General features: G+C 46.3%; 16 protein-coding genes and 1 pseudogene. 10 read left to right on the top strand and 7 right to left on the bottom strand.

Annotation, left to right across the window (positions count from 1 at the left end):
• Positions 1–57: 57 nt before the first annotated feature.
• The 3 genes from eno to mazG all read right to left on the bottom strand — a co-directional run bounded on the left by eno (position 58) and on the right by mazG (position 4,265).
• Entirely contained in the window at positions 58–1,353 is a 1,296-nt protein-coding gene (gene eno / locus L5M11_RS02680) for a phosphopyruvate hydratase (protein ID WP_105251763.1), read from the bottom strand.
• A gap of 231 nt (positions 1,354–1,584) precedes the next feature.
• Positions 1,585–3,222 (bottom strand): CTP synthase, encoded by a 1,638-nt coding sequence (locus L5M11_RS02675; RefSeq protein WP_012587102.1) that lies wholly within the window; start codon positions 3,220–3,222, stop codon positions 1,585–1,587.
• Between the two features lie 116 nt (positions 3,223–3,338).
• A complete protein-coding gene (mazG, locus tag L5M11_RS02670) occupies positions 3,339–4,265 on the bottom strand; it encodes a nucleoside triphosphate pyrophosphohydrolase (protein WP_263185700.1) in 927 nt (308 codons plus the stop codon).
• Between the two features lie 508 nt (positions 4,266–4,773).
• Here mazG and aguA point away from each other — a divergent pair.
• The gene (aguA, locus tag L5M11_RS02665) at positions 4,774–5,886 is read left to right on the top strand and encodes an agmatine deiminase (RefSeq protein WP_263185698.1); all 1,113 of its coding nucleotides are present in this window, start codon (positions 4,774–4,776) and stop codon (positions 5,884–5,886) included.
• Positions 5,887–5,959: 73 nt separating this feature from the next.
• The gene (locus L5M11_RS02660; RefSeq protein ID WP_263185697.1) at positions 5,960–7,666 is read left to right on the top strand and encodes an amidase; all 1,707 of its coding nucleotides are present in this window, start codon (positions 5,960–5,962) and stop codon (positions 7,664–7,666) included.
• 180 nt (positions 7,667–7,846) lie between these two features.
• Here the strand turns inward: L5M11_RS02660 and L5M11_RS02655 are convergent, their stop codons facing one another.
• Positions 7,847–8,911, bottom strand: coding sequence for a methionine synthase (locus tag L5M11_RS02655; protein WP_168822931.1), 1,065 nt, complete (start codon positions 8,909–8,911; stop codon positions 7,847–7,849).
• A 55-nt stretch (positions 8,912–8,966) separates the two neighbouring features.
• On the bottom strand, positions 8,967–9,941 hold the full coding sequence (locus L5M11_RS02650; RefSeq protein WP_263191267.1) for a DUF1852 domain-containing protein: 975 nt from the start codon (positions 9,939–9,941) through the stop codon (positions 8,967–8,969).
• Positions 9,942–10,930: 989 nt separating this feature from the next.
• On the opposite strand from L5M11_RS02650, the gene L5M11_RS02645 reads away from it, so the two are divergent.
• From L5M11_RS02645 to L5M11_RS02620, 6 genes and pseudogenes are all read left to right on the top strand, one after another.
• The gene (locus L5M11_RS02645; RefSeq protein ID WP_173497763.1) at positions 10,931–11,353 is read left to right on the top strand and encodes a hypothetical protein; all 423 of its coding nucleotides are present in this window, start codon (positions 10,931–10,933) and stop codon (positions 11,351–11,353) included.
• A 594-nt stretch (positions 11,354–11,947) separates the two neighbouring features.
• A pseudogene (locus L5M11_RS02640) lies at positions 11,948–12,472 on the top strand (transposase); the annotation flags it as partial.
• Between the two features lie 381 nt (positions 12,473–12,853).
• Positions 12,854–13,288, top strand: coding sequence for an OsmC family peroxiredoxin (locus L5M11_RS02635; RefSeq protein WP_263173259.1), 435 nt, complete (start codon positions 12,854–12,856; stop codon positions 13,286–13,288).
• Between the two features lie 373 nt (positions 13,289–13,661).
• The gene (locus L5M11_RS02630; protein WP_263191266.1) at positions 13,662–14,537 is read left to right on the top strand and encodes a PRC-barrel domain-containing protein; all 876 of its coding nucleotides are present in this window, start codon (positions 13,662–13,664) and stop codon (positions 14,535–14,537) included.
• A complete protein-coding gene (locus L5M11_RS02625; RefSeq protein ID WP_263191265.1) occupies positions 14,538–15,059 on the top strand; it encodes an FAD-dependent oxidoreductase in 522 nt (173 codons plus the stop codon).
• Positions 14,969–16,249, top strand: a complete 1,281-nt coding sequence (locus L5M11_RS02620) for an FAD-dependent oxidoreductase (RefSeq protein ID WP_263191264.1) — start codon at positions 14,969–14,971, stop codon at positions 16,247–16,249. The genes L5M11_RS02625 and L5M11_RS02620 overlap by 91 nt, the downstream gene beginning before the upstream one ends.
• A 501-nt stretch (positions 16,250–16,750) precedes the next feature.
• Here the strand turns inward: L5M11_RS02620 and relA are convergent.
• Together relA and rlmD are read right to left on the bottom strand one after the other, a co-directional pair.
• Positions 16,751–18,958 (bottom strand): GTP diphosphokinase, encoded by a 2,208-nt coding sequence (gene relA, locus L5M11_RS02615; RefSeq protein ID WP_028761378.1) that lies wholly within the window; start codon positions 18,956–18,958, stop codon positions 16,751–16,753.
• 152 nt (positions 18,959–19,110) lie between these two features.
• Positions 19,111–20,463, bottom strand: coding sequence for a 23S rRNA (uracil(1939)-C(5))-methyltransferase RlmD (gene rlmD, locus L5M11_RS02610; RefSeq protein ID WP_263191262.1), 1,353 nt, complete (start codon positions 20,461–20,463; stop codon positions 19,111–19,113).
• 100 nt (positions 20,464–20,563) lie between these two features.
• On the opposite strand from rlmD, the gene barA reads away from it, so the two are divergent.
• Both barA and L5M11_RS02600 read left to right on the top strand, forming a co-directional pair.
• The gene (gene barA / locus L5M11_RS02605; RefSeq protein WP_263191261.1) at positions 20,564–23,365 is read left to right on the top strand and encodes a two-component sensor histidine kinase BarA; all 2,802 of its coding nucleotides are present in this window, start codon (positions 20,564–20,566) and stop codon (positions 23,363–23,365) included.
• Positions 23,340–23,939: a YjaG family protein gene (locus tag L5M11_RS02600; RefSeq protein ID WP_028761381.1), complete on the top strand. Its 600-nt coding sequence runs from the start codon at positions 23,340–23,342 to the stop codon at positions 23,937–23,939. Before barA ends, L5M11_RS02600 begins: the two co-directional genes overlap by 26 nt.
• The last annotated feature ends 135 nt before the right edge of the window (positions 23,940–24,074 follow it).

The raw sequence follows: 24,074 nt of genomic DNA, 5'->3' as shown, positions 1-24,074 counted from the left end.
CAGATAGTACAACAAAAAAGGCCACCAAGTGGTGGCCTTTTTACATCAAATATTAAATTACGCCTGACCTTTGATCTCTTTCAAACCACGGTATGGGGCTTTTTCACCTAATTGCTCTTCGATGCGCAGCAATTGGTTGTATTTAGCGACACGGTCAGAACGACACAGTGAACCGGTTTTGATTTGACCAGCAGCAGTACCCACGGCTAAGTCTGCAATGGTTGAATCTTCAGTCTCACCACTACGATGTGAAATCACGGCGGTATAACCCGCTTCTTTCGCCATACGAATAGCCGCTAAAGTCTCTGTCAATGAACCAATTTGGTTAAACTTGATAAGGATTGAGTTAGCAATACCGTTTTCAATACCACGGGTTAAGATTTTAGTGTTAGTAACGAATAAATCGTCGCCCACTAATTGGATCTTGTCACCCATGATTTGAGTTTGATAAGCCCAGCCGTCCCAATCTGATTCGTCTAAGCCGTCTTCGATAGACACGATTGGGTATTGGTCAGCCAATGATTTTAAGAAATCAGAGAAACCGTTCGAGTCGAAGACTTTGCCTTCGCCCGCTAAATCGTATTTGCCGTCTTTGTAGAATTCAGATGCAGCGCAATCCAGCGCTAACGTGACATCAGTACCTAACTTGTAGCCAGCCAGTTCAACCGCTTCTTTGATAATGGCTAACGCATCAGCGTTTGACGCTAAGTTAGGTGCAAAACCACCTTCGTCACCCACAGAAGTGCTTAGACCTTTGTCGTGCAATACTTTTTTCAGCGTATGGAAGATTTCAGCGCCCATGCGCAGTGCTTCACGGAAGGTTTTCGCGCCAACAGGTTGCACCATGAATTCTTGGATATCAACGTTGTTATCTGCGTGCTCGCCACCGTTTAAGATATTCATCATAGGCACAGGCATAGAATATTGGCCTGGTGTACCGTTTAATTCAGCGATATGCGCGTATAAAGGAATACCTTTAGATGCTGCTGCTGCTTTAGCAGCCGCTAAAGACACAGCCAAAATCGCGTTTGCGCCTAACTTGTCTTTGTTTTCTGTGCCATCTAAGTCGATCATGATTTGATCAAGCTCAGCTTGTGCCGTCGCATCTTTGCCTAATAATGCAGCGCGGATGACACCGTTTACGTTAGCAACAGCTGTTAATACGCCTTTGCCTAAATAACGGCTCTTATCGCCATCACGTAATTCTAACGCTTCGCGGCTACCGGTTGATGCACCAGAAGGCGCCGCAGCCATACCCACAAAACCACCTTCTAAATGCACTTCGGCTTCAACAGTTGGGTTACCACGAGAATCCATAATCTCGCGACCAATCACGTTAATAATCTTAGCCATAACACCCTCGATTTAAGTTTAAAGATAAAAGAAAAAAACAAATACCTATGGGAATAAATGGAAGTCACATACCGCAGAAAATAACCAAATTCCATTTACGGTTTGCGTCCATACAGATGCAACGGATACGCATGCTGTTTACACCCAGAGGTATTAAATTCTTATGTTTCAAGTCGCGATGAGTGTAGCAAAAGGCCGGCCCCACTGTCGCGGGTCCGGCCTCAAATATTCTTACTTCAGATCACGTTTTTGATGCGCACTTGCCGCAGCAATAAACCCTTCGAACAATGGGTGACCATCGCGCGGCGTTGAGGTGAATTCAGGATGGAATTGACCTGCAACAAACCATGGGTGATCTTTTAATTCGATCATTTCCACCAGTTTACGATCAGAAGACAAACCGCTGAAGATCATGCCAGCTTGCTCTAAACGCTCTCTGTATTTGTTGTTCACTTCGTAACGGTGACGGTGACGTTCTACACAGCTATTACCTTTGTAGGCTTGAGCCGCTTTTGAACCCTCGAGTAAATGACACAATTGAGCGCCTAAACGCATAGTGCCACCTAAGTCAGACGCTTCATGGCGCTGCTCAACATTACCTTCTTCGTCAATCCATTCAGTGATCAAACCCACCACTGGGAATGGTGTTTCTTTATTGAATTCAGTTGAATGTGCATCAGCCATGCCTGCAACATTACGCGCAAATTCAATCAGGGCAACTTGCATACCTAAACAAATACCGAAATACGGTAAATTGTTTTCACGGGCAAATTTTGCCGCCAGTATCTTACCTTCAACACCACGCTCGCCAAAACCGCCTGGTACTAAGATACCGTCTAAGCCCTGTAAGACTTCTTCGCCTTTGGCTTCTACGGTTTGTGAATCAATATACTTGATGGTCACTGATACGCGGTTTTTAAGGCCTGCGTGTTTTAATGCTTCGTTGACTGACTTATAGGCATCTGGCAGTTCAATGTATTTACCCACCATACCAATAACGACTTCGCCGTTTGGATTAGCTTCTTGATAAATAACATTTTCCCACTCAGACAGATCCGCTTCACGGCATTCTAAACCGAAACGCTTAACCACTAAGTCATCCAAACCTTGTGAACGTAACAAAGCTGGGATTTTATAAATACTATCAACATCTTTTAATGAAATAACCGCACGCTCTTCGACGTTACAGAACAGCGAAATTTTGGCTTTTTCATTCGCAGGAATCGCACGATCACCACGGCAAACCAGCACATCTGGTGCAATACCGATAGAACGCAGCTCTTTCACTGAGTGTTGAGTTGGCTTAGTTTTCACTTCGCCTGCAGCACCTAAGAAAGGCACTAAGGTTAAATGCATGAACAGAGTACGATCACGACCCAGCTCAACACCGAGCTGACGGATAGACTCTAGGAACGGCAAGGATTCGATATCACCCACAGTACCGCCGATTTCGACGATAGCCACATCATGGCCTTCGCCACCGGCTAATACTTTTTCTTTAATCGCATTAGTGATGTGTGGGATAACCTGAATAGTTGCGCCCAAATAATCGCCACGACGTTCTTTACGTAATACTTCTTCGTAAATACGACCAGTAGTGAAGTTGTTACGACGATTCATCTTAGTACGGATGAAACGCTCGTAGTGACCCAAGTCGAGATCTGTTTCTGCACCGTCTTCAGTAACAAATACTTCGCCATGTTGGGTTGGGCTCATGGTACCCGGATCAACGTTAATGTAAGGGTCCAGTTTCATGATGGTTACATTGAGACCGCGGGCCTCTAAAATTGCAGCTAATGATGCTGCTGCAATGCCTTTACCTAGTGATGAAACAACGCCACCAGTAACGAAGATATACCTTGTAGTCATGCTGAACCTGAGAAAATGAGTTTGAAAATACGTGCTTGTAAGAAAGCACTAGGACGGGGCAGTAGTATACCAAAGGCGGCGCGATTCGACAAACACCAATCGGGATAATTTGCCGTTTATCTCGTCTCTGTCGCTTTTACTTGGTCCCAATAGGCATCGAGCTCCATTAATGTGTGCTCTTCCATGCTTTTACCGCTGTCACTCGCCAACTGTTCTACACCGCGAAAACGGCGTTCAAATTTAAGATTGGCTTGGCGCAACGCTTGTTCTGGATCGACCTTAAGATGACGAGCTAAATTTACCACGGCAAATAGCAAGTCGCCCATTTCGGACTGCACTTTCGCTTGGTCTTGCTCGGGTTGATTCACTTCATGCAAGACTTCATCGATTTCTTCGTGAATTTTAGCGACCACGGGCTCAAGCTCGGCCCAATCAAACCCGACTCGCGCCACCCTTTGCTGAATTTTGATTGAGCGCGACAGCGCAGGTTGGGTACGCGGAATATTGTCTAACGCAGAAACCACAGTATCTGCTTGAGTTTCCCCCGCCACTTGCTGCGCCTTTTGCTCACGCTCAATCGCTTTAATCGCCTCCCAATTGGCTTTCATCGCTTGGGCACTATCGCCTATTTGCGGATTTTGCTCACCAAACACATGGGGATGACGACGGGTTAACTTGTCGCTAATTTTCTCAATCACGCTCGAAAAATCAAATAACCCCTGCTCTTTGCCGAGCTGACAATAGAATACGATTTGAAATAACAAATCCCCGAGTTCATCGGGTAACTCATCCCAGGCTAAACGCTCTATGGTATCGGCAACTTCATAGGCCTCCTCTAAAGTAAAAGGCACTATAGTTTGAAACGTTTGCGCTTTGTCCCACGGGCAACCCGTGTGCGGATCACGCAGTTTTTCCATTATCTTAAGCAGCGGCTCTACATCTGTTATAGACAGTTCCGTTGTAGAAGGTTCCGTTGTAGAAGTTTCAGTGAGAGAAGGTTCAGTAGTAGAAAATGAGGTTAATGGCGCCGTGTGGGAAGTCATGCTGATATCCTTTAAAGATAAATACTGCAACGGGCGAATATTGAGAAAGAACAAAAAATACGCCTGTGCAGTGTTTTTTAGCAAAAGGCTACAATAAAGCGATGATGATAAGCTAGGTAAAATAAAAGCGCTATTTTGATGCTGAGATCAGATTTTAGTGACGTATTTCAACTAAGACTTATTTTAACTAAAGAGCGTTCGCTCCATTTCGTAATTCACTCATCTCGTGAGCAATAAATTGACAAGCTTCCTCCCCTACAAATTCTCATCTATGTCCTGCATACAAGTATTTAGCGCAAGCCATCTTAAATGATAAGATACGCAGCAATATTTCAATGAAGCTAAAACTCACCGAGTGAAGACCTGACAATTGCGGCCAAACTATGCACATGATAAATGCGGTCCTTCAATTTATTCATTTGATTGATGTTAGGTATATTTCGATTCTGTCGTCCGATGTTAGGACGCACACCCTTATCGTTTTTAAGCATTACTGGAGACAAAACTCATGACAAACGTGACAGTGGATGCCACGCAGTTAACGACTAAGCCATCCCAAGATGGTTTTTATATGCCTGGCGAATGGGCTGCGCAGCAAGCGGTGTGGATGATTTGGCCCTATCGTCCTGATAACTGGCGTGCAGCCGGTGCTTATGCTCAAGCAACCTTTGCTAAAGTGGCCGATGCCATTGGTGGTGCAACGCCCGTGTATATGGGTGTACCTAAAGCCTTTTTAGCTGAAGCTCAAAAAGTGATGCCATCGCACGTCACCTTGGTTGAAATGGACAGTAACGATTGCTGGGCTCGCGATACAGGGCCAACCGTAGTTGTGAATGATAATGGCGAATGCCGTGGCGTTGACTGGGGTTTTAATGCTTGGGGCGGCCATAACGGTGGTTTGTACTTCCCATGGGATAAGGACGAGCAAGTCGCGCAGCAAATGCTTGCGCAGCATGGTTTTGCCCGTTACAGCGCGCCGCTGATCCTCGAAGGTGGCTCCATCCATGTCGATGGTGAAGGCACCTGTATGACGAGTGCAGAATGTTTACTCAATGCCAACCGTAACCCTGAACTGACAAAAGAACAGATTGAAGACTTACTGCGTGACTATTTGAATGTTAAGCAGTTTATCTGGTTGCAAGATGGCGTGTATATGGATGAGACCGATGGTCATATCGACAATATGTGCTGTTTCGCCCGTCCTGGTGAAGTCATTCTGCACTGGACCGATGATGAGACTGATCCCCAGTATCCACGCTCAAAAGCGGCGCTAGAGGTGTTGCAAAATACCGTGGATGCCAAAGGCCGTAAGTTAAAAATCCATCTGTTGCCACAACCGGGGCCGCTGTATTGCACCGAAGAAGAATCAAAAGGTGTGGCTGAAGGCACTGGCGTGCCACGCACGGCGGGTGAGCGTTTAGCCGGTTCTTATGTGAACTTTTTAATCACCAATAATCGCATCGTGTTCCCGTTGCTTGATCCTGCAACCGATGATATCGCAGCCGAAAAACTGCAGGAAATCTTCCCAGAGCATGAAATTGTGGGTGTGCCAGCCCGTGAGATTTTATTAGGTGGCGGCAATATCCATTGTATTACTCAGCAAATCCCTGCTGGAAAGTAACCCAAGGAGAACAGCATGACGATTGATGTCACTGTTATTACACCACAATTGGCTTTCTGCGGGAGGGCGCAAGATGTTTGAAGTTACTGAAGTTTCCATTGCCGAGCTGCGTGCTGCGCTCGAATCTGGCCGCACCACCGCAGTGGAGTTGGTTAAGTCGTATCTCGCGCGGGTTGAGGCGTATGACGGCCCTGCGACAAAGACTAAGCTCAATGCGTTAGTGGTACACAATCCCGATGCGCTCAAAGAAGCTGAGGCGTCAGATGCGCGCCGCGCCCGTGGTGAAATACTGAGCCCACTTGAGGGTATTACGTATACCGCCAAGGATAGCTATTTGGTGAAGGGACTGACGGCGGCGTCTGGTAGCCCTGCCTTTAAGGATTTAGTGGCGCAGTACGATGCCTTCGCCGTTGAGCGCCTACGCGCCGCGGGTGCCATTTGCCTAGGCAAAACCAATATGCCACCTATGGCCAATGGCGGTATGCAGCGTGGTCACTATGGCCGCGCTGAAAGCCCATACAATGCTGAATATCTTACTGCACCATTCGCTTCGGGCTCTTCTAATGGGGCGGGCACAGGCACGGCGGCAAGTTATTCGGCTTTCGGTCTTGCTGAAGAAACTTGGTCGAGCGGTCGAGGTCCTGCGTCCAATAACGGTTTGTGTGCTTACACTCCGTCACGGGGCGTGATTTCGGTGCGCGGTAACTGGCCGTTAACGCCGACCATGGATGTCGTCGTGCCTTATACCCGCACTATGGCCGATATGCTTGAAGTGCTGGATGTGATTGTGGCCGACGATCCTATCACCCGTGGCGATCTCTGGCGTCTGCAACCTTGGGTCCAAATTCCTAAAGCATCAAGTGTCCGTCCAGCATCTTATCTGGCGCTGGCGGCTAGCGCAGACACACTTAAGGGTAAGCGTTTTGGTGTGCCGCGCATGTACATCAATAAGGATGAATTGGCGGGAACCAGCGAAAACCCAGGTATCGGTGGCCCAACGGGCCAACGTATCCACACTCGCCAATCGGTTATCGATTTGTGGGAAGCGGCTCGTAAAGCCTTAGAAGCTGCTGGCGCCGAAGTGATTGAAGTGGATTTCCCGCTGGTTTCAAATTGTGAAGGTGATCGCCCCGGCGCGCCGACCGTGTTTAACCGCGGTATCGTCTCGCCTCAATTCCTCAATGATGAATTATGGGAACTCTCGGGTTGGGCGTTCGATGAGTTCCTGCGTGCTAACAATGACCCTAAACTCAACAAGCTTGAAGATGTTAACGGCTATCTGATTTTCCCACACGATTTAGGCACCTTGCCAAATCGTGAAGGTGACTTAGCGGCAGGCATGGAAGAGTACGTCAACATGGCTAAGCGTGGTCTTAAATCCTATGACCAGATCGACAGTATTCCCGATGGTCTGCGTGGCTTAGAGAAGACTCGTAAGCTAGATCTCGAAGACTGGATGGACGAGCTTAAGCTCGATGCCGTACTGTTCCCCACCGTGGCAGATGTCGGCCCTGCCGATGCGCATGTGAATCCGGCTTCAGCCGATATCGCTTGGAGCAACGGAGTGTGGGTTGCTAACGGTAACCTAGCGATTCGTCACTTAGGGGTACCGACTGTGACTGTGCCTATGGGCGTGATGGCCGATATTGGCATGCCAGTCGGTTTGACCTTCGCCGGTCGCGCCTATGACGATAATAACCTGCTTAAATTTGCAGGTGCATTTGAGTCAACAGGTGACAGGCGCATGATCCCGCCACGCACGCCAAAGCTTGGCCAATAAGCGCTAAGACAATGCATAAGCCTAAGCACTAAATGCATGAGCTTAGAAATGAAAACGGGATTGGCATCAATTTGCCAATCCCGTTTTTTTAATACCTACGTCGATATCTTTTCAACAAAGCTAGACTCATACTGCTATAAAACATGCTGCTGTAAAACAGACAGCAACACTTAATGCGTCTTATCTTAATGCCAAGAGTTCTTTTCTGACGATCTCTGCGCCTGCACTTAAGGCGTTGAGCTTGCCTCTTGCGACTTGATGAGATAAAGGCGTCATGCCGCAATTAGTACAAGGATAGAGCTTGTCGGCATCGACAAATTTAAGGGCTTTTCGTAGGGTGTCAGCCACTTCCTCAGCGGTTTCAATCGTGTCGGTGGCAACATCAATCGCGCCGACCATGACTTTCTTACCGCGAATGAGTTCAAGTAGCTCCATTGGCACATGGGAGTTGTGACATTCTAGCGAGATAATATCGATATTAGACTTTTGCAGTTTAGGAAACACTTCTTCATATTGGCGCCACTCTGAGCCCAAGGTTTTTTTCCAATCTGTATTGGCTTTGATGCCGTAACCATAACAAATATGCACCGCCGTTTCGCATTTAAGCCCTTCAATGGCTCTTTCTAAACAGGCAATGCCCCAATCGTTTACCTCATCAAAAAACACATTAAAGGCGGGCTCATCAAATTGGATAATATCAACACCCGCCGCTTCTAATTCTTTGGCTTCCTCATTAAGAATTTTGGCAAATTCCCAAGCAAGCTTTTCTCGGCTTTTATAATGGTCATCATAAAGCGTATCTATCATGGTCATAGGGCCTGGCAGCGCCCATTTAATCGGTTGCGTGGTTTGCTTGCGTAAAAATTTGGCATCTTCAACAAACACGGACTTTTGGCGGCTCACTGGGCCGACAACCGTGGGCACGCTCGCATCATAGCGATCACGAATTTTAACGATTTTACGTTTTGAAAAATCAACGCCGTTGAGGTGCTCAATAAAGGTAGTGACAAAATGTTGCCGCGTTTGCTCGCCATCACTGACAATATCAATCCCTGCTAGCTGTTGATCCTGTAATGACAAACGCAGTGCATCGTGTTTACCGGTAATTAATTCCTCTCCTTGCAATTTCCATGGAGACCAAAGTGTTTCAGGCTCTGCAAGCCATAAAGGTTTAGGCAAACTGCCTGCCGTTGAAGTCGGTAACAGTCTGTTGTTAATCAGGGTTTTATTAAGTCGTGTTGTCATAATAATGATGCCGTATTGGGTTAATTATTGAGCGTGACGATTAGGCTCAGAGCGACTAATAGTAATTAGCAGACCATTGTTCAAAAAACGTTTGATAGGGTTTGATAAAGTGCTCCGCTGCAAATTTGCCTTGCTCATTCGCCAATTGGCTACGTTCAGCTCGGTCATAAACAATTTGAGTCAGTGAATGATCCAAGTTTTTCAAATTAGGTTGATAGCATTTTCCTGCAACAGCATTGGCATTATAAATCTCAGGGCGATAGATTTTTTGAAAAGTTCCCATAGTGCTGATGGTGCTTATCAACTCAAGATGGGTGTAATCATTGAGTAAATCACCAAAGAAATAAAAAGCTAAAGGCGCCACGCTATTTGGCGGCATAAAATAGCGCACCTGTAAGCCCATTTTTTTGAAATATTGCTCAGTTAAAGACGATTCATTTGGCTGATATTCAACCCCTAATACGGGATGCTGATTCTCAATTCTATGGTAAGTTTTATTATCCGACACACTGAGGCAGATAACCGGTGGCTTATTAAAATTCTGTTTGTAAGCATCAGAATTAACAAAAGACTGAAATAGCTTGCCATGTAGACCACCAAAATCATCTGGAATACTAAATTTGGCTTGGCCCTTATTATGTTCTGCCAGTAACACGCTAAAGTCATAATCGCGTACGTAAGATGAAAAGTTATTGCCGACAATACCTTCAATACGTTTATTGGTTTTATGATCAACAATATTGGTTTTCAATACTTCAATCGATGGGAAGGTTTGACCACTGCCGTCAATATCCAAATTAACGGAGATGATTTCCAACTCGACGCTATAACGTTCGCCTTTAGGGTTATCCCAATGCGCTAAGGCATTAAAACTGTTATCAATCATCTTTAACGCGTTGCGTAAGTTCGCTTGGCGATGACTGCCTCTGGCCAAATTAGCAAAGTTGGTCGTGATACGCGTCTTGTCTGAGGGATGATAATTTTCATCAAGACAAATGCTGTTAATCGTAAATGTAAAATGCTTATTCATAGTGATCCAGTATCCCATTGTCTGATTTCAAACCTGAGTTTATGCCCTGCGCTTCTAGCTTCTCGACCCGACTCTGATAGATATTATTCGTGTTCTGTCTGAGGTTCTATTTAACTTAAGTGCCGATGGCTTAGCTAGGCGCAACTTCAAGCTTGTCTAATATTTCGCTTGGAGTCATTTATACGTGGTTCGGCACATGAACAAAAACGGTTTTATTTCACATAGAACATGAACCATATTCATGATCAATTAGCATGGTGTTGTTGATTAACCAGAACTTGGGATTGGGAAAAGCAGGGGGCAGTAATATGTTGTCGAGTTTGTTCTCATAGATCCGGCTTGCAATATTGACGATTGCACATATTTTCCCAAAGCTTGTTGCATTACCTGTTGCGCGATATTCATTGTCATTGTGTCCCCAGTGACTCGCCGCCTATTTATTTTAAAAGAAGCATCCCTGAGGGCTCTACTAAAACATGTTTTAGTAGGTCACTGGTGCAACAATGCCAATCTTAACTAACCCTCTCGCTGCTCGTTTAGCTAAAAAGCTATTGCCCCGAAATGAGTTAGCAAGTTGTTAGTGGCGTCGCAACAAACGGACTTTGTGCCCTAAAAATTCTCATCTATATCTCTCGCTTGGCACAAGTCACCTGCGATTTGTCAAAACTGTACAAGTATACCGTCGTATTTAAATCATAAGTATTTTGAGCGATTTTAAACTCATTTGTTTGCGTGTTTATCCAGCCTAAAATTAATAAAACCCTTTAAAATCATTTGCATATACTTTACCAAAATTAGTTAATAGGTTTGGGAAACGCGCATGCGCGTTTTTCCAGATGGTGTATTTGAAAAAAAGCTGATAAGTTCCTTTTATTACAAGTAATTAACAGTGCGCGTTTTTACTGGTCTAATGAGGTAAACGCGCATGCGCACTAATAAAATGTTAGGGCTACAAAGGAATCGAGATGCGGAGTGAGTTTCAATACTTTATGAATCAAGATGATCATGTAGCCTTTGATAATCACCTTCTCAGTATCGATGGGGTAAGTATCAAGCAGGGGAAACACTTCGATGAGATTCTATTCGATGATGGTTTTATCCAATATCAGCGAAGCATCCTAGAAGATGGAATCCTTACGTCAGGCCGTATTGCTATTGCTTCAACTGATCTGGAAGGTTCTTACAACTTCTCTTCACATCAGGCTGTTGAAGCACTGTACAAAAAATTAAGAAGTTGGCTCAAAAAACGTAGTGTCAACACGCTGGTTTGCTACAACGAAAAATCAGAAAAACCCGCAGCTCAAACCGTTAAGAACTTTTGGTTGTTAACTGGTGCTGAGACGATGCTAAATGAGTCGGCTATTAAACTAAAACAATTTAAATCGGGCAATGTCGTATTTAACCTGGCATAAAGCCCTAACAAGCAAAGGCAGCCGACGCGTACCGCGCAGCTGCTTTGAGCGTTACCCATAGAAATTTTAATCCGCAACTCACTCATTTGAGCTAATGGTCTAACTCACTTTTGTCCAAAAGTCGCTTATGTTCTATCGAATGAATTCACTCAAACCTAATCAGGTTGAACAATTTAGCAAAATACTCATGACTTAATTTTTGAACCTACTGGTTACGCTGATACGTGAAAGGTGCGCCATGGTGATTTGCAAGACGACCGTCCGCCCCATGGACGGGGCGGTCGAGCATCCACGGATGGACTGGCTGCGCGTCGGGGGAGCAAATTCCATGGCAAACCATAATGAGTGGCTTGCAGCAACCACTATGCTTACAACGACTAAATTGACTGGTAATCCCGCTCAATTTCCATAAAAAACCAAATAAAAAAGGCGGCCAGCGAAATTCGCCTTGCCGCCCTAATCCTTGATCACTTTATCTCTTGCTTCTAGATGATTTCTAGATACCGATCGCCTCGAAAGGCATTGCGAACCTTAAAGTCGTCTTGCCTCGATCACGCTATCGACTTGTGTCAGTTTCGATAACACTCGCGAGGAGACAACTGTACAGGCAGGTTTTAGGATGGGTGCTTTAAGTCAGAAGCTCTACTGGATAAAGCCGTCGTTTTAGCCTGTATGACCTACGTTGATAACTATTTATTTATTAAAAGAAAGTCCCTATCAGAGCCCAAATAACTGACACTCCAGAACAATCCGACCATACTAGCATTCGGGCAGCATTAAAAGGTGAGCGGCCCAACAATACTATTGCCTCTTATCGGTAATGAATGTGATAACCAGCCCAATGGGATTACGTTTTCATTAATAGATTACCTCGAATTGGTGGGTGATACAGGCCGAATCATCCGCAATGATAAACGTAGAACTATTAGTGAAAATAGCGCCAAGTTACTGACAAAATTAAATATTCCCTATGACAATTGGCTTAAACTCACTACCGAGTTTGACAAGCTATTTCATGGCCCAGTGGGAACACTCCAAAAACTAACCGATTACTGTGAACACTTAGAAAAACGACGACGGCACTATGCAGCAAGCTGTCAGCACTTTCATATTAACTAACCACCATCCAATGTAATCCCCCAGTCACTGCCCATTCGTATAATGGGCGGGAGTTAGCATGTCTGAAATACACCATTTTTAAATGAATTAGCACGTTTTTTGCCTCAGATGCAGTCCAGCTACTTTTGATGACTCTCATTCAAACCACTTTAGCCAGAACAGGTTGTAGGCAAACCGAAAGTACATTAGGTCGTTAATTTAAAATGGGTGGCCTGAACTACTGTTGCATACCGTACAGACGGATACCTATGGTCAAGTCCAGACTGGCATAGGTTGGTAATATAAGTCGTCTCAATTTGCCCAATCATTAGCGTCGAAAATGAAACCCTTCTTAAGCAATTTTGATATTTAGGAGACACACCATGATTTAGGAGACACACCATGATTGAAAAAATCGCAACTATCCAATGGCAAGGTCAAGGTAAGAAAGGCCAAGGTAAAATAAGTACCGAGACCGGTGCACTGAAGCAATATCCTTACGGCTTCGGTAGCCGCTTCGAGGATGACCGTCGTGGCACGAACCCTGAAGAGATACTAGCTGCCGCCCATGCCGCGTGTTTTACGATGGCGTTTTCATTCGCCTGCGACAAGGCAGGGTTTGCCACCGCCAATATCGACACCAAGGCAAGTGTGCGTCTCGCTAAACAAGGCGAAGGTTTTGTTATAGACCGCATCGCGTTGACGATGAGCGCAGAGGTTGCGGGCATCGACGAAGCGAAATTCCAAGAGATTGCGGCTGCGGCAAAGTGTGACTGCCCGGTATCGAAGGCCCTTGCTGGTGTTGAAGAGATTACCCTGCAAGCGACACTGAAATAACTCATCTCCTGAGACACGGTATCAGCCAGCGCCATGTGGCTAAGCGGTACTAACACCAGCGCCAGATCTGTCGCTAAAATTCATTTTTTAATTGGTGTGTTCATATCGCCCGCTAAAAATGTTTCCCACAGCCCTTAACATTACCGATTGTCTTTCTATGGTAAATGACCAGCGGTCTGGTGTCAGTGCGTTCACGCACCCACTAATAGTTTGGATTTGGCTGCGAACTCGGCGACTTAGGCATCTGGCAGTTCGTCACTTCCACAAAAATGATACTTACGTTAGATAGCGTACGGACAGCGTCGCCGCTTTTGCATACTACATAGGTATATCGACCCTCTAGGAAAACAAACATTCAAAGGAGACAGTGCTTATGTTACGCACAGTTAAGAATATGGAGGACTATGTCATCAGTGCTACAGATGGCAACATTGGTCATGTTAAAGATGTCTATTTCGATGACGAAACTTGGTGCATTCGCTATCTCGTTGTTGACACTGGCACTTGGCTTTCCAGTAGAAAAGTACTGATTTCGCCTATCTCGATAGGCCAAGCTAATTGGGCGGACAAGCTGCTGCCCGTATCTATCACAAAAGTTCAAGTCGAGAACAGCCCCGACATCAGCACCCAAAAACCTGTCTCTCGACAGCAAGAAATTCGCTTACTTGAGTACTACGGCTATCCCTATTATTGGGGCGGTGACGGGATGTGGGGCGGGGGTGTGTATCCGAATATGATGTTGACGGGCTACGTCGGCTTAGCGTCTCCACCTGATGTCGAACATCCAGAAGCGGCTAAGACTAATGCACAAACTAAAGCCGAGCCGCACCAAGATGACGACATTCATCTGCGTAGTTGTCAGGCAGTAATCGACTACCGCATTCATGCGACCGATGGTGACATTGGCCACATACAGGACCTGCTTATCGATGAAGAAACTTGGGCCATTCGATACCTGATAGTGAATACGAGTAACTGGTGGCTAGGTCATCAAGTGCTGATTCCTGCTGATTGGATCGAAGATGTGAGTTGGCCCGATGCCAAGGCGTCTGTCAATCTGACACGACAGGCAGTGAAAGACGCTCCGCCGTATAACCCAACGGAGCCAGCGGATCGTAAGACGGAAATGCATATTTACAATCATTATGGTCGCCCCGGTTATTGGCTCGATGACAAGAAACATGAAAGCATAAAATCCCCCCCTAAAAGCACGTTAGACACAAACGACGATAATGTTAAGAGGTGCTAAATGTTAGTTGAAGCTATCTCTAAATCCACAGAATCATCCACAGAAGCGAAAACAGTCGCTATTTTTGGTGGTGGTATTGCCGGACTAACGGCAGCGCATGAATTTGCAAAACTTGGGTATAAAGTCAAGGTATACGAGGCGAATGCGGATGCGGGTGGTTTTTTTAGAAGTGCCAGAAGGAAAGAAGATCAGGGTATGCCTTCTGAATACTCTTGGCATGGAATGGGCCCTTGGTATAACAATTTTTTCGAACTCATCAAGGAAATCCCCTTTGATGAGAATTCCAGTCTCTATGACAACATTCTTTCACGGCCAGTGGTATTTGGCTTAGCGCCTAACTCAGGTTCGGCTCACTTTGGTGACTTTCACTCCGGCAATGTCGATGTGGAAAACCTGTTTAGTATGACGACCAAAGAAAAATGGCTGTGGTGTTGGCTAATGGGAAAGCATGGTGTTCAAATACCCGAAGTAGCCAAAAGTACAGCAATATCAATGCGAAAGAAGCTTGGCGACCTTATTTAGCCGCTTCGACACTGAGCACCTGGAGTTCCACTTTTGGCCCTTGGGTGGGCTCTGACTGGTGTCATGTTTCTTTCCATCATGTGGCGCATTTTTTCCGTAAGCAATTGGTCACTAAGTATTGTTATCATCATCAAGCAGACAGTGAAGGCGGGCCGTGGGAACACAAGGCCCGTATGGGATGGTTGCTGCTTAACGGGCCCAGCAGTGAAGTTTGGTTTGATAAATGGGTCGATTATCTGAAGAAAAAGCAAGTCGAGTTTCATTGGCAGACCTCACTTCATCGTTTGTGTTTTGAGAATAACAGCATCATAGCGGCAGAGCTCGCCAATGGCGAAACCGTTCAGGCTGATATCTATGTCCTCGCACTCAATCCCTTTTCTGCGGCAGATGTTCTAGACAGAACCCCGCTGCTTCAAAATAAACCGCAACTCAATCTTTTTAAACCCTTGGTACAACAGGGGCCGCACACCCAAGTGTCCTTCAGAATTGGCTTCAAAGAACCAATGTCTTGGCCGAGAAAACGATGCGCGCTGGTTATTTCAGACTCCGCTTTTAACCTGACACTGTTTTCTCAGGAACAAGCGTGGGGAGAGTCGAGTTCTCTGGGGGACGACATTCAATCACTGTGGACTGTCACCGCTTGTGTTTCAAAAGTCCCTGGCCCAGTCCATGGCCTTTGTTTGGAGCAATGCACTGAGGAGCAATTCCTTGATGAAGTGTTATTTCAATTAAAACAGAGTCATGCCTTCGATGAATTGGTCAAAAAGGCTAACGGCGGTAAAAGTTGGCAAGATTTCTCCATCGTAAAAATCACCGTTTGGCATGAATGGGCGTTTTCTCCTGAAGGCATAACATCGGCGCAGCCCAAATGGGTGAACTCAACCCACACCCAACAATATCTACCACAGCAAAAGACGACTATACCCAACCTTGTTCTTGCTGGCGCTCACACCAAAACGACGGCGGATGTGTGGAGCATTGAGGCGGCGGTCGAGAGTGGCAAGCTGGCGGTAAAGGTTTTTGAGCCGCAACTTCAGGTCATTCCACAGTCGAACTTTCTGGTGTTGACCATCCTTGGGAAAATTGATGATGTGCTTTATTACTGCAAACTTCCTAACGTGTTGGATGTTGGTTTGGCAGTCATTGTTATCTTGTCGGTGAGCGCCATCGCCTTTGGGATTGCCGGATAGAAAGTGACTGATATAAAAGACAAATAACGCAGGGCGTCTGCATGACCATGAGAATAATGTTGGCTGAAAGCTCGAAGTGAATTGCTCAACAGCGATTCCTGACGTGGATTGCGGCCATCGTCATCACCTTTTTCTGCTTATGGACATGACGATCTATGCGTCATCTCCAAAATCAAGTGGGTGCAAGGAGTCCCTTTCTTAATTACTTTGGTTCACTCGAAATATTCGCCCTCCATAGCTCGTTCATAAGCTTAGAATCCCTAGGCTTCTATCCACAGTGTCGGAGAGTGAATGCCATGGTACACCTGTATGGGTGATATCAGGCTAACACTAAGAACACCGCAACTAAACTAACAAGTCATGCAGCTCAATTTCCATAAAAATAAGCCAAATAAAAAGGCGGCAGGTGAAATTCATCCTGCCGCCCTAATCCTTGATTACTTTCTTTCTAGCTTCTAGATGGTTTCTAGATACTTACTGCTTCGAAAGGCGTTGCGAAACTTAAAGCCGTCTTGCCTCGATCACACTATCGACTTGGGTCAGTTTAGATAACACTCGCGATAAACCATCGAGGTTATAAAGCTCCAGTTCCAACTCAATCGCGGCTGTCTGATTTTTAGTGTCCGATGACGAACTCATGGCTAGTACATTGGATTTTTCAGCAGCCAGCACTGAGGTTAAGTCACGCAATAAACCACTGCGATCGTGGGCTAATACCCGCAGACGCATGCGATAACCGCCGGAGTAATTTTCGCCCCAGACCACATCGACACCGCGCTCTGGGTGAACCCGCATTAACTCTTTAACTTGTTCACAATCAGCGCGATGCACAGAAATGCCACGGCCCTTAGTGATAAAACCTAAGATCTCATCACCGGGAACTGGCTGACAACAACGGGCAATATGGTTAAGCAAGTTACCCACACCGTTGACTTCAACCTGACCACGGCCACTGGATGTCGGTTTGTGTTGGCCTTTCTTAACTAACTCTTCGACGGCATCTTCTTCTGATACTTCGTCGAGTCGCAGACGGCTTTGAATATGGTTAACCACTTGATGCAGACGCACATCACCGCCACCAATGGCCGCCAGCAAGTCATCCATGCTCGCCATATTAAAGCGCTCGACCGCGATGGCCGCGTCTTTAATTTTAAGGCTCACCCGCGCCAATTCAGATTCGAGCATTTCTTTGCCGGCGACAATATTCTTGTCTCTGTCCTGCTGCTTAAACCAATGCTGGATTTTCGAACGCGCCCGCGAGGTGCGGATATAACCTAAGTTAGGGTTAAGCCAGTCGCGCTTGGGGTTGGGCTGTTTCGAGGTGATGATCTCGATACGCTCGCCCGTTTCAACCTGATAGGTGAACGGCACAATACGGCCATCGACCTTAGCACCAATACATTTATGCCCTACTTGGGAGTGAATGTAATAGGCAAAGTCGAGCACGGTTGAGCCCAGTGGCAAGTCGACGACTTCACCGCTTGGGGTGAACACATAGACTCGGTCTTCAAACACTTGGCTGCGCACTTCTTCGACCAAGTTGCCACTTTCGACCACGTCTTCCTGCCATTGCAGAATTTTACGCAGCCAGTTAATTTTTTCTTCGTAACCGCTTTGTTTACCGGAATGATTGCCTTCTTTGTATTTCCAGTGCGCGGCCACACCAAGCTCTGCATCTTCATGCATGTCTTGGGTACGAATTTGAATTTCAACGGTTTTGCCCTCAGGCCCCACCACTACGGTATGAATCGATTGATACCCGTTAGGTTTAGGGTTAGCGACATAGTCGTCAAATTCCCGTGGAATATGGTGCCAAAGCGTATGCACTACGCCTAATGCACCATAACAATCCTGCAAACGTTCGGTCACGATACGCACGGCGCGCACGTCAAACAACTCATCAAATTTGAGGTGCTTGCCCTTCATCTTGCGCCAGATACTGTAGATATGTTTCGGTCGGCCGTAGACCTTAGCGCGAATTTGATCTTCATCTAACCTTTGTTGCAACTGACTGACAAACTTGTCGATAAAGACTTCACGATCCAGTCGTTTGCCATCTAATTGTTTAGCAATGTCTTTATAGGTATCAGGATGCAGATAGCGGAAAGAAATATCTTCCAGCTCCCACTTCAATTGCCCAATCCCTAAACGGTTAGCCAGCGGCGCATAAATATCGGCAATTTCACGGGCCAGCAGCACGCGAGTTTCTTCGTCGGCATTTTTCACCGCCCGTAGTAAACACACACGCTCGGCAAGCTTAATCACCACAGCGCGCACATCTTCAACCATAGCCAATAACATGCGGCGGATATTGTCGATTTGCGGCTCGGTTGAACGACTATTAGGATTGATTTTCAAGGCGCCAATCGCGTTCATGGTCACGACACTCGCGACTAAACGCGCCAGCGGCTCACCAAATTTCTCTTGGATGGCTTCTTCGGTCAATAACCCAGCATCGAGCACCACAAACAAAATTGCCGCTTGCAGGGTTTCAATGTCCATGTTTAGCGGTGCGAGGATTTCAATCATCTCTCGAGCACGTTCGAGCAGTTCTCTCTTCGCCGCAGGACTCTTGGCGGGTAAGGCGTCAATCTGCCCTATCAAAGAGAGCAGCATCTGCGCTTCATCGGCATGACCGACATAGCGAGCTACCCAATCTTCTAAGTGAAAATCGGGATCATTAAAGTGCGCTTCGCGAACAGAGACCATCTAATTTATTTCCTTATCCGTGCTCAGAGAGAAAGTGGGCACCACTTCAGCTCTCCTATCTTCAGCATTGGCGCGAACTTGTCAAACCCAACCGACGTAATAATCACATTTTTTACGTTATTCAAACGCTTTGCTTACTTTGCCAGCGCAAATTACTTGGTTAATTCAAACAGTGCCATGGCTTCGATATGGTGTGTTTGTGGGAACATGTCGATAAGTCCTAATTGCTGTAATCGGTAACCGCGCTCCAACAGTACTGCGCTATCGCGGGCTAAGCTCGCAGGATTACAAGATACATACACGACTTTGCGCGGCTTCATTTTCTTTAGCCATTGCAAGCTTTCAAATGCCCCCGCACGAGCGGGATCGAGCAGTAATTTATCAATCTTGCCCATCCAAGGCTCAAGGGATAAATCCGCACTTAAATCGCCGTGGTAAAAGGTCAGTTTATCCAGATTGTTAGCTTTCGCGTTCACCCGTGCCTGAGTCACCATTTCGGCAACCCCTTCGACGCCAATCACATCAGCGCCCATTTTCGCTAAGGGCAAACTGAAATTACCCATGCCGCAGAACAAATCCAAAATGCGCTCATCTGGCGCTGGCGCTAACCAATCCATCGCTTGAGCGACCATGGCCTTGTTAATCTGTCCGTTCACTTGCACAAAGTTACCTGGGGTGAAACTTAAGCTCACCGCTTCCGACTGCACATTTTCATCTAACAGTTGATAAACCGGTAACACTAACTCGGCGCCGACGCCTTGGAATTGGCCTTCGTTATCCTGCAGACAAATATGGATCTGATGCAGCTCAGCAAAGGCTGACAACTTAGCGAGATCTTTATCGTTTAACGCCTTAGTGATCCGCAGCACAGCGAAATGACCATTATCGGCGGCAATCAACTCAAGATGGCCTAAGCTGGATTTAGCTGACAATTGGTTCAGCAACTTAGCAAAGGGGACGATCAAGTCCGATAACGGCTTAGCTAACACCAGACACTGGCTGATTGGCACCACATTGCTGCTACTGGCGGCACGAAAACCCAAGCTTAAATGTTTGGTATTTTTATCAAATAAAGTTGCAAGACGGGCGCGGCGACGATAATGCCAACCTTCCCCCGTGAGTGCGGGCGATAAAGCACCACCTTCAGTGCCAGCAAACTTAGCCATAATATCCAGCAACGCGGCTTCTTTATGCTCACGCTGACCCGATAATGACATATGCTGTAAGTCGCAGCCGCCGCAGGTGTGGTAGTGTGGACACTCAGGCTCAACGCGCTCAGGACTTGATGAATCGACTTTAATCAACTTGGCACGGGCATAATTTTTCTTTTGCTCGGTGAGCTGTACCGTCACGGTTTCATCGGGCAAAGCGCCAGGGATAAACACGACTTTACCTTGATGTTGTGCTATACCTGCGCCTAAGTGATCGAGCTGTTCTACGCTCAGCGATAACTTAGCCGACAACTGTTTGGAACTATTTGGTTTTGCTTTAAAAAATTGCGCCATTTCGGCCTCTAAATCAATAAAATACTGGCAAAGACCGCCCTCTTTCTGGCAGTCTTATAAAATTATCTTAGTCTCTGTCACAGGAAACACCGCCGCTGCTATGAACCCTGTCAACAACATGACCAAATACAGCCTACGTTCTTGGGTTCTTGTGCTGGCGCTCGCGCCAACAATCTTGGTCGGTATCCTTCTGGGCAGCTACTTTACCATAAACCGTTTTTATGAGCTCGAAGATACGCTCGCCGAACAGGGCAGCAATATTATCGAGCCCCTGTCGATTGCCAGTGAAATCGGCTTAGTGGCGAATGATCGCGAGGCGACCAAACGCTTACTCGCGGCGGCACAGCTCAACAAATCCACCTTAGTAAAATCCATCGCGATTTTCGATGCCAATAATCAACTCTTTGTGACCTCCCACTATCACAAAGACTTTGAGATTATGCGCTACAAAGAAGCCCTCAACACGCTGCATAAAACCGAAATTGAACATGTGGACGACAGCCTTATTTTACGGACGCCCATTTTTGCCACAGGCCCCATTGCTGCTCCCGCTAATTACGATATCCAGACAGACGATGGTCATCTTTTAGGTTATATCTCGATAATAATCAATAAAGAACGCGCCTTGTTAGAGCAACATAGAGCCGCTGTCGCCGCCTTTATTATCGTGTTGATCGGCGTGCAGTTAAACCTGCTATTTACTTTCCGGCTAGTGAAAAACGTCACTCAGCCCATTACTGAAATGGTGCGCGTCGTCGCTAAAATCCGTGAAGGTAAATTAGACGCCCGCTTAGATGGCAACTTGATTGGTGAGCTGGACTTACTCAAACGCGGCATCAATGCCATGGCAGGTTCGTTGTCGGAATATCATGATGAGATGCAGCAAAATATCGACCAAGCAACGTCGGATCTGCGGGAAACCTTAGAGCAGATTGAAATCCAAAACGTCGAGCTGGATTTAGCTAAAAAACGCGCCCTAGAAGCCAGCCGAATTAAATCTGAATTCTTAGCGAATATGTCCCACGAGTTACGTACGCCACTCAATGGTGTTATCGGTTTTGCGCGGCAATTAGTCAAAACACCATTGCATTCGAGCCAAGTCGATTACATCAAGACCATAGAACGCAGCGCCACTAACCTGCTGGGTATCATCAACGACATTCTCGACTTTTCTAAACTCGAAGCCGGTAAAATGGTGTTAGAAAACATGCCCTTCGGCCTTAGGGAAACCATAAGCGATACGATTACCTTGATCTCGGGCAGCGCACAGGCCAAAGGCCTAGAACTCGTCGTCGATATCGCCCCCAACGTGCCCGACAATGTCAATGGCGATGCCATGCGCGTATGCCAAATCATCAATAACTTGGTTGGTAACGCGATTAAATTTACTGACTCTGGCAGCGTGATGGTCAAAATCGAACTGCAGAGCCAATCGGATGAACAAGTGGTACTGCGCTGTGATGTGGTCGACACAGGTATTGGTATCGATGAAAGCCAACAGGACTTTTTATTCCAAGCCTTTGGCCAAGCAGACTCGTCGATTTCGCGCCGCTTTGGTGGCACTGGCTTAGGTTTAGTGATCACTAAACGTTTAGTGAATCAAATGGGTGGCCAAATCGGCTTTACTTCATCCCCAGAAAAAGGCTCAAACTTCTGGTTCAGTTTGCCGCTCGGCTTAGGTCAATTCCAAATCGGTGACTCACTGCCACTCGAAAAACTCAAAGACAAAACCATACTATTTTACGAACCGCGAGTACTCACCCACGCAGTATTAAGCCGCCAATTGAATCAATGGGATACAAAAGTCACCCATCATCAGCATATACCAAGCTTGTTGACTACGCTCGCCACGGCTGAAGCGCCATACGACTATGTTCTCTTGAGTTGCCATGGGTTTAGCGATTCAAAACAACTGGTGAGTACACTAAACTTGGCGAAGACCAAAACAGATTGCCTTATAGTGCTATACGATTGCCAAGAACAGGATGCCTTAACCCAATTTATTCGCCCGAATGCCGATGTGGTGTTGTCTCTGCCAGTCAGTGAGCATCAGCTTGCGCGCAACTTACTCTATCCACCGATGGAGTACGACATCATAGCCCCTGCGACAATATCAACGCCGGTTGCGCGCCAATCCTTAACCGTGCTAGCGGTAGATGATAACTTTGCCAACTTAAAACTGATTGATACTTTACTCAGCGAATTAGTGACGACTGTGGTTGCCGTCAACAGTGGTGATGAGGCAGTTAAACAGGCGAAGACTCGCACCTTCGACTTGATTTTTATGGATATCCAAATGCCTGGCACAGATGGCATTAGCGCCACGAAGCAAATTCGCCAAGGCTCGATGAACCGCAACACGCCGATAATTGCCGTGACAGCCCATGCCATTGCCGAAGAACGCGAACTGATTTTAGGCAGTGGTATGGACGGATATTTACCTAAACCTATTGATGAAGCGGCGCTCAAAGACATTATTCATCGCTGGATCACTCGACCTAAGTTCACCCATTTTGACCTGCATACGCTGAACTGGGATTTATGCTTAACCCAAGCCAATCACAAGGCCGATCTCGCCTTAGATATGCTCAGAATGTTGCTCGACTCATTGCCGCAAACCGTGGCGACGATTCAAACGGCACTAAGTCAAAACGATCACCCTGTCATGCTCAGTACTATCCATAAACTGCATGGTGCGAGCTGCTACTGCGGCGTGCCCACCACACAAAGGTTATGCCAAGAAATTGAATCGGCACTAAAACGTGAAACATCGGTTGAAGATCTCGAACCCGAAATACTAGAGTTACTTGATGAGTTAACTAAGGTAGAATCTGCGGCAAATCAAGTGATATCACAGCTATCAGCGGAAATAACAGATGACCAAAAAAACGGGCTTCTTTAAACGTCTCAAGGCGTTAACACTGCCACAAAAACAACTCTTTGCCACTGCACTTTGCCAACGTATGTTGCCCAACTATCAACTGTTTTCCGAAGTCTGTGAGTTTGGCGATCCTACAGTGTTGAGTACCGCATTAGAACTATTGTGGCAATCCCAGTACGACTCCAAGCTCAAATTCAATGTCGATGTGCATCTGCAACGCCTGGAAGATAACACCCCAGATCCTGCTGATTTTGAAGCCTATGGCGTCTATCCTGCTATGGATGCAGTGGTCGCCATATCGACCTTACTGGGTGCGATTCAAGGCAAAATTGAAGAAGACATAGTCAATATCAGCAAATTATCATCCAGCACAGTGGCTAACTACATCGAAGCGATCAGCGATGTCGATTTGGTGGATGAAGCATTAGATGATTTCGTTTTCGCCCATGAAGTCATGGAGGAAGAGAAAGAATTACAAAATTCTCTGCTGGAAATTATTGAAGAAAATCCGAAGATCACCGCAGAACTGGTCAAAGGTTTACGCAAAGACATTATCGAAGCTGGCGTATCAAATATCGGTATCAGCGTAGCTTAACTGATGAGGTGCTTGGGGTTACTCAAGCACCTATTATCCATGCAGAATAAGAAAGGGATCATCGTTTTACACCCTCACCAACGAATCCCGTCAAAGATATCCAGTTGCTATAAATAGCATCAATAAAGATTGAGT

The sequence above is a fragment of the Shewanella sp. SM87 genome, from assembly GCF_025653705.1.
Classification (GTDB): Bacteria; Pseudomonadota; Gammaproteobacteria; order Enterobacterales; family Shewanellaceae; genus Shewanella; species Shewanella oncorhynchi.
The sequence above is the reverse complement of the archived record's forward strand: the minus strand, read 5'-3'. Positions and strand labels throughout refer to the sequence as shown.

Excerpts from the sequence above, each read along its gene's own strand:
- eno (WP_105251763.1), bottom strand. The coding sequence starts at position 1,353 with ATGGCTAAGATTATTAACGTGATTGGTCGCGAGATTATGGATTCTCGT.
- L5M11_RS02675 (WP_012587102.1), bottom strand. The coding sequence starts at position 3,222 with ATGACTACAAGGTATATCTTCGTTACTGGTGGCGTTGTTTCATCACTA.
- mazG (WP_263185700.1), bottom strand. The coding sequence starts at position 4,265 with ATGACTTCCCACACGGCGCCATTAACCTCATTTTCTACTACTGAACCT.
- aguA (WP_263185698.1), top strand. The coding sequence starts at position 4,774 with ATGACAAACGTGACAGTGGATGCCACGCAGTTAACGACTAAGCCATCC.
- L5M11_RS02660 (WP_263185697.1), top strand. The coding sequence starts at position 5,960 with ATGTTTGAAGTTACTGAAGTTTCCATTGCCGAGCTGCGTGCTGCGCTC.
- L5M11_RS02655 (WP_168822931.1), bottom strand. The coding sequence starts at position 8,911 with ATGACAACACGACTTAATAAAACCCTGATTAACAACAGACTGTTACCG.
- L5M11_RS02650 (WP_263191267.1), bottom strand. The coding sequence starts at position 9,941 with ATGAATAAGCATTTTACATTTACGATTAACAGCATTTGTCTTGATGAA.
- L5M11_RS02645 (WP_173497763.1), top strand. The coding sequence starts at position 10,931 with ATGAATCAAGATGATCATGTAGCCTTTGATAATCACCTTCTCAGTATC.
- L5M11_RS02635 (WP_263173259.1), top strand. The coding sequence starts at position 12,854 with ATGATTGAAAAAATCGCAACTATCCAATGGCAAGGTCAAGGTAAGAAA.
- L5M11_RS02630 (WP_263191266.1), top strand. The coding sequence starts at position 13,662 with ATGTTACGCACAGTTAAGAATATGGAGGACTATGTCATCAGTGCTACA.
- L5M11_RS02625 (WP_263191265.1), top strand. The coding sequence starts at position 14,538 with ATGTTAGTTGAAGCTATCTCTAAATCCACAGAATCATCCACAGAAGCG.
- relA (WP_028761378.1), bottom strand. The coding sequence starts at position 18,958 with ATGGTCTCTGTTCGCGAAGCGCACTTTAATGATCCCGATTTTCACTTA.
- rlmD (WP_263191262.1), bottom strand. The coding sequence starts at position 20,463 with ATGGCGCAATTTTTTAAAGCAAAACCAAATAGTTCCAAACAGTTGTCG.
- barA (WP_263191261.1), top strand. The coding sequence starts at position 20,564 with ATGAACCCTGTCAACAACATGACCAAATACAGCCTACGTTCTTGGGTT.
- L5M11_RS02600 (WP_028761381.1), top strand. The coding sequence starts at position 23,340 with ATGACCAAAAAAACGGGCTTCTTTAAACGTCTCAAGGCGTTAACACTG.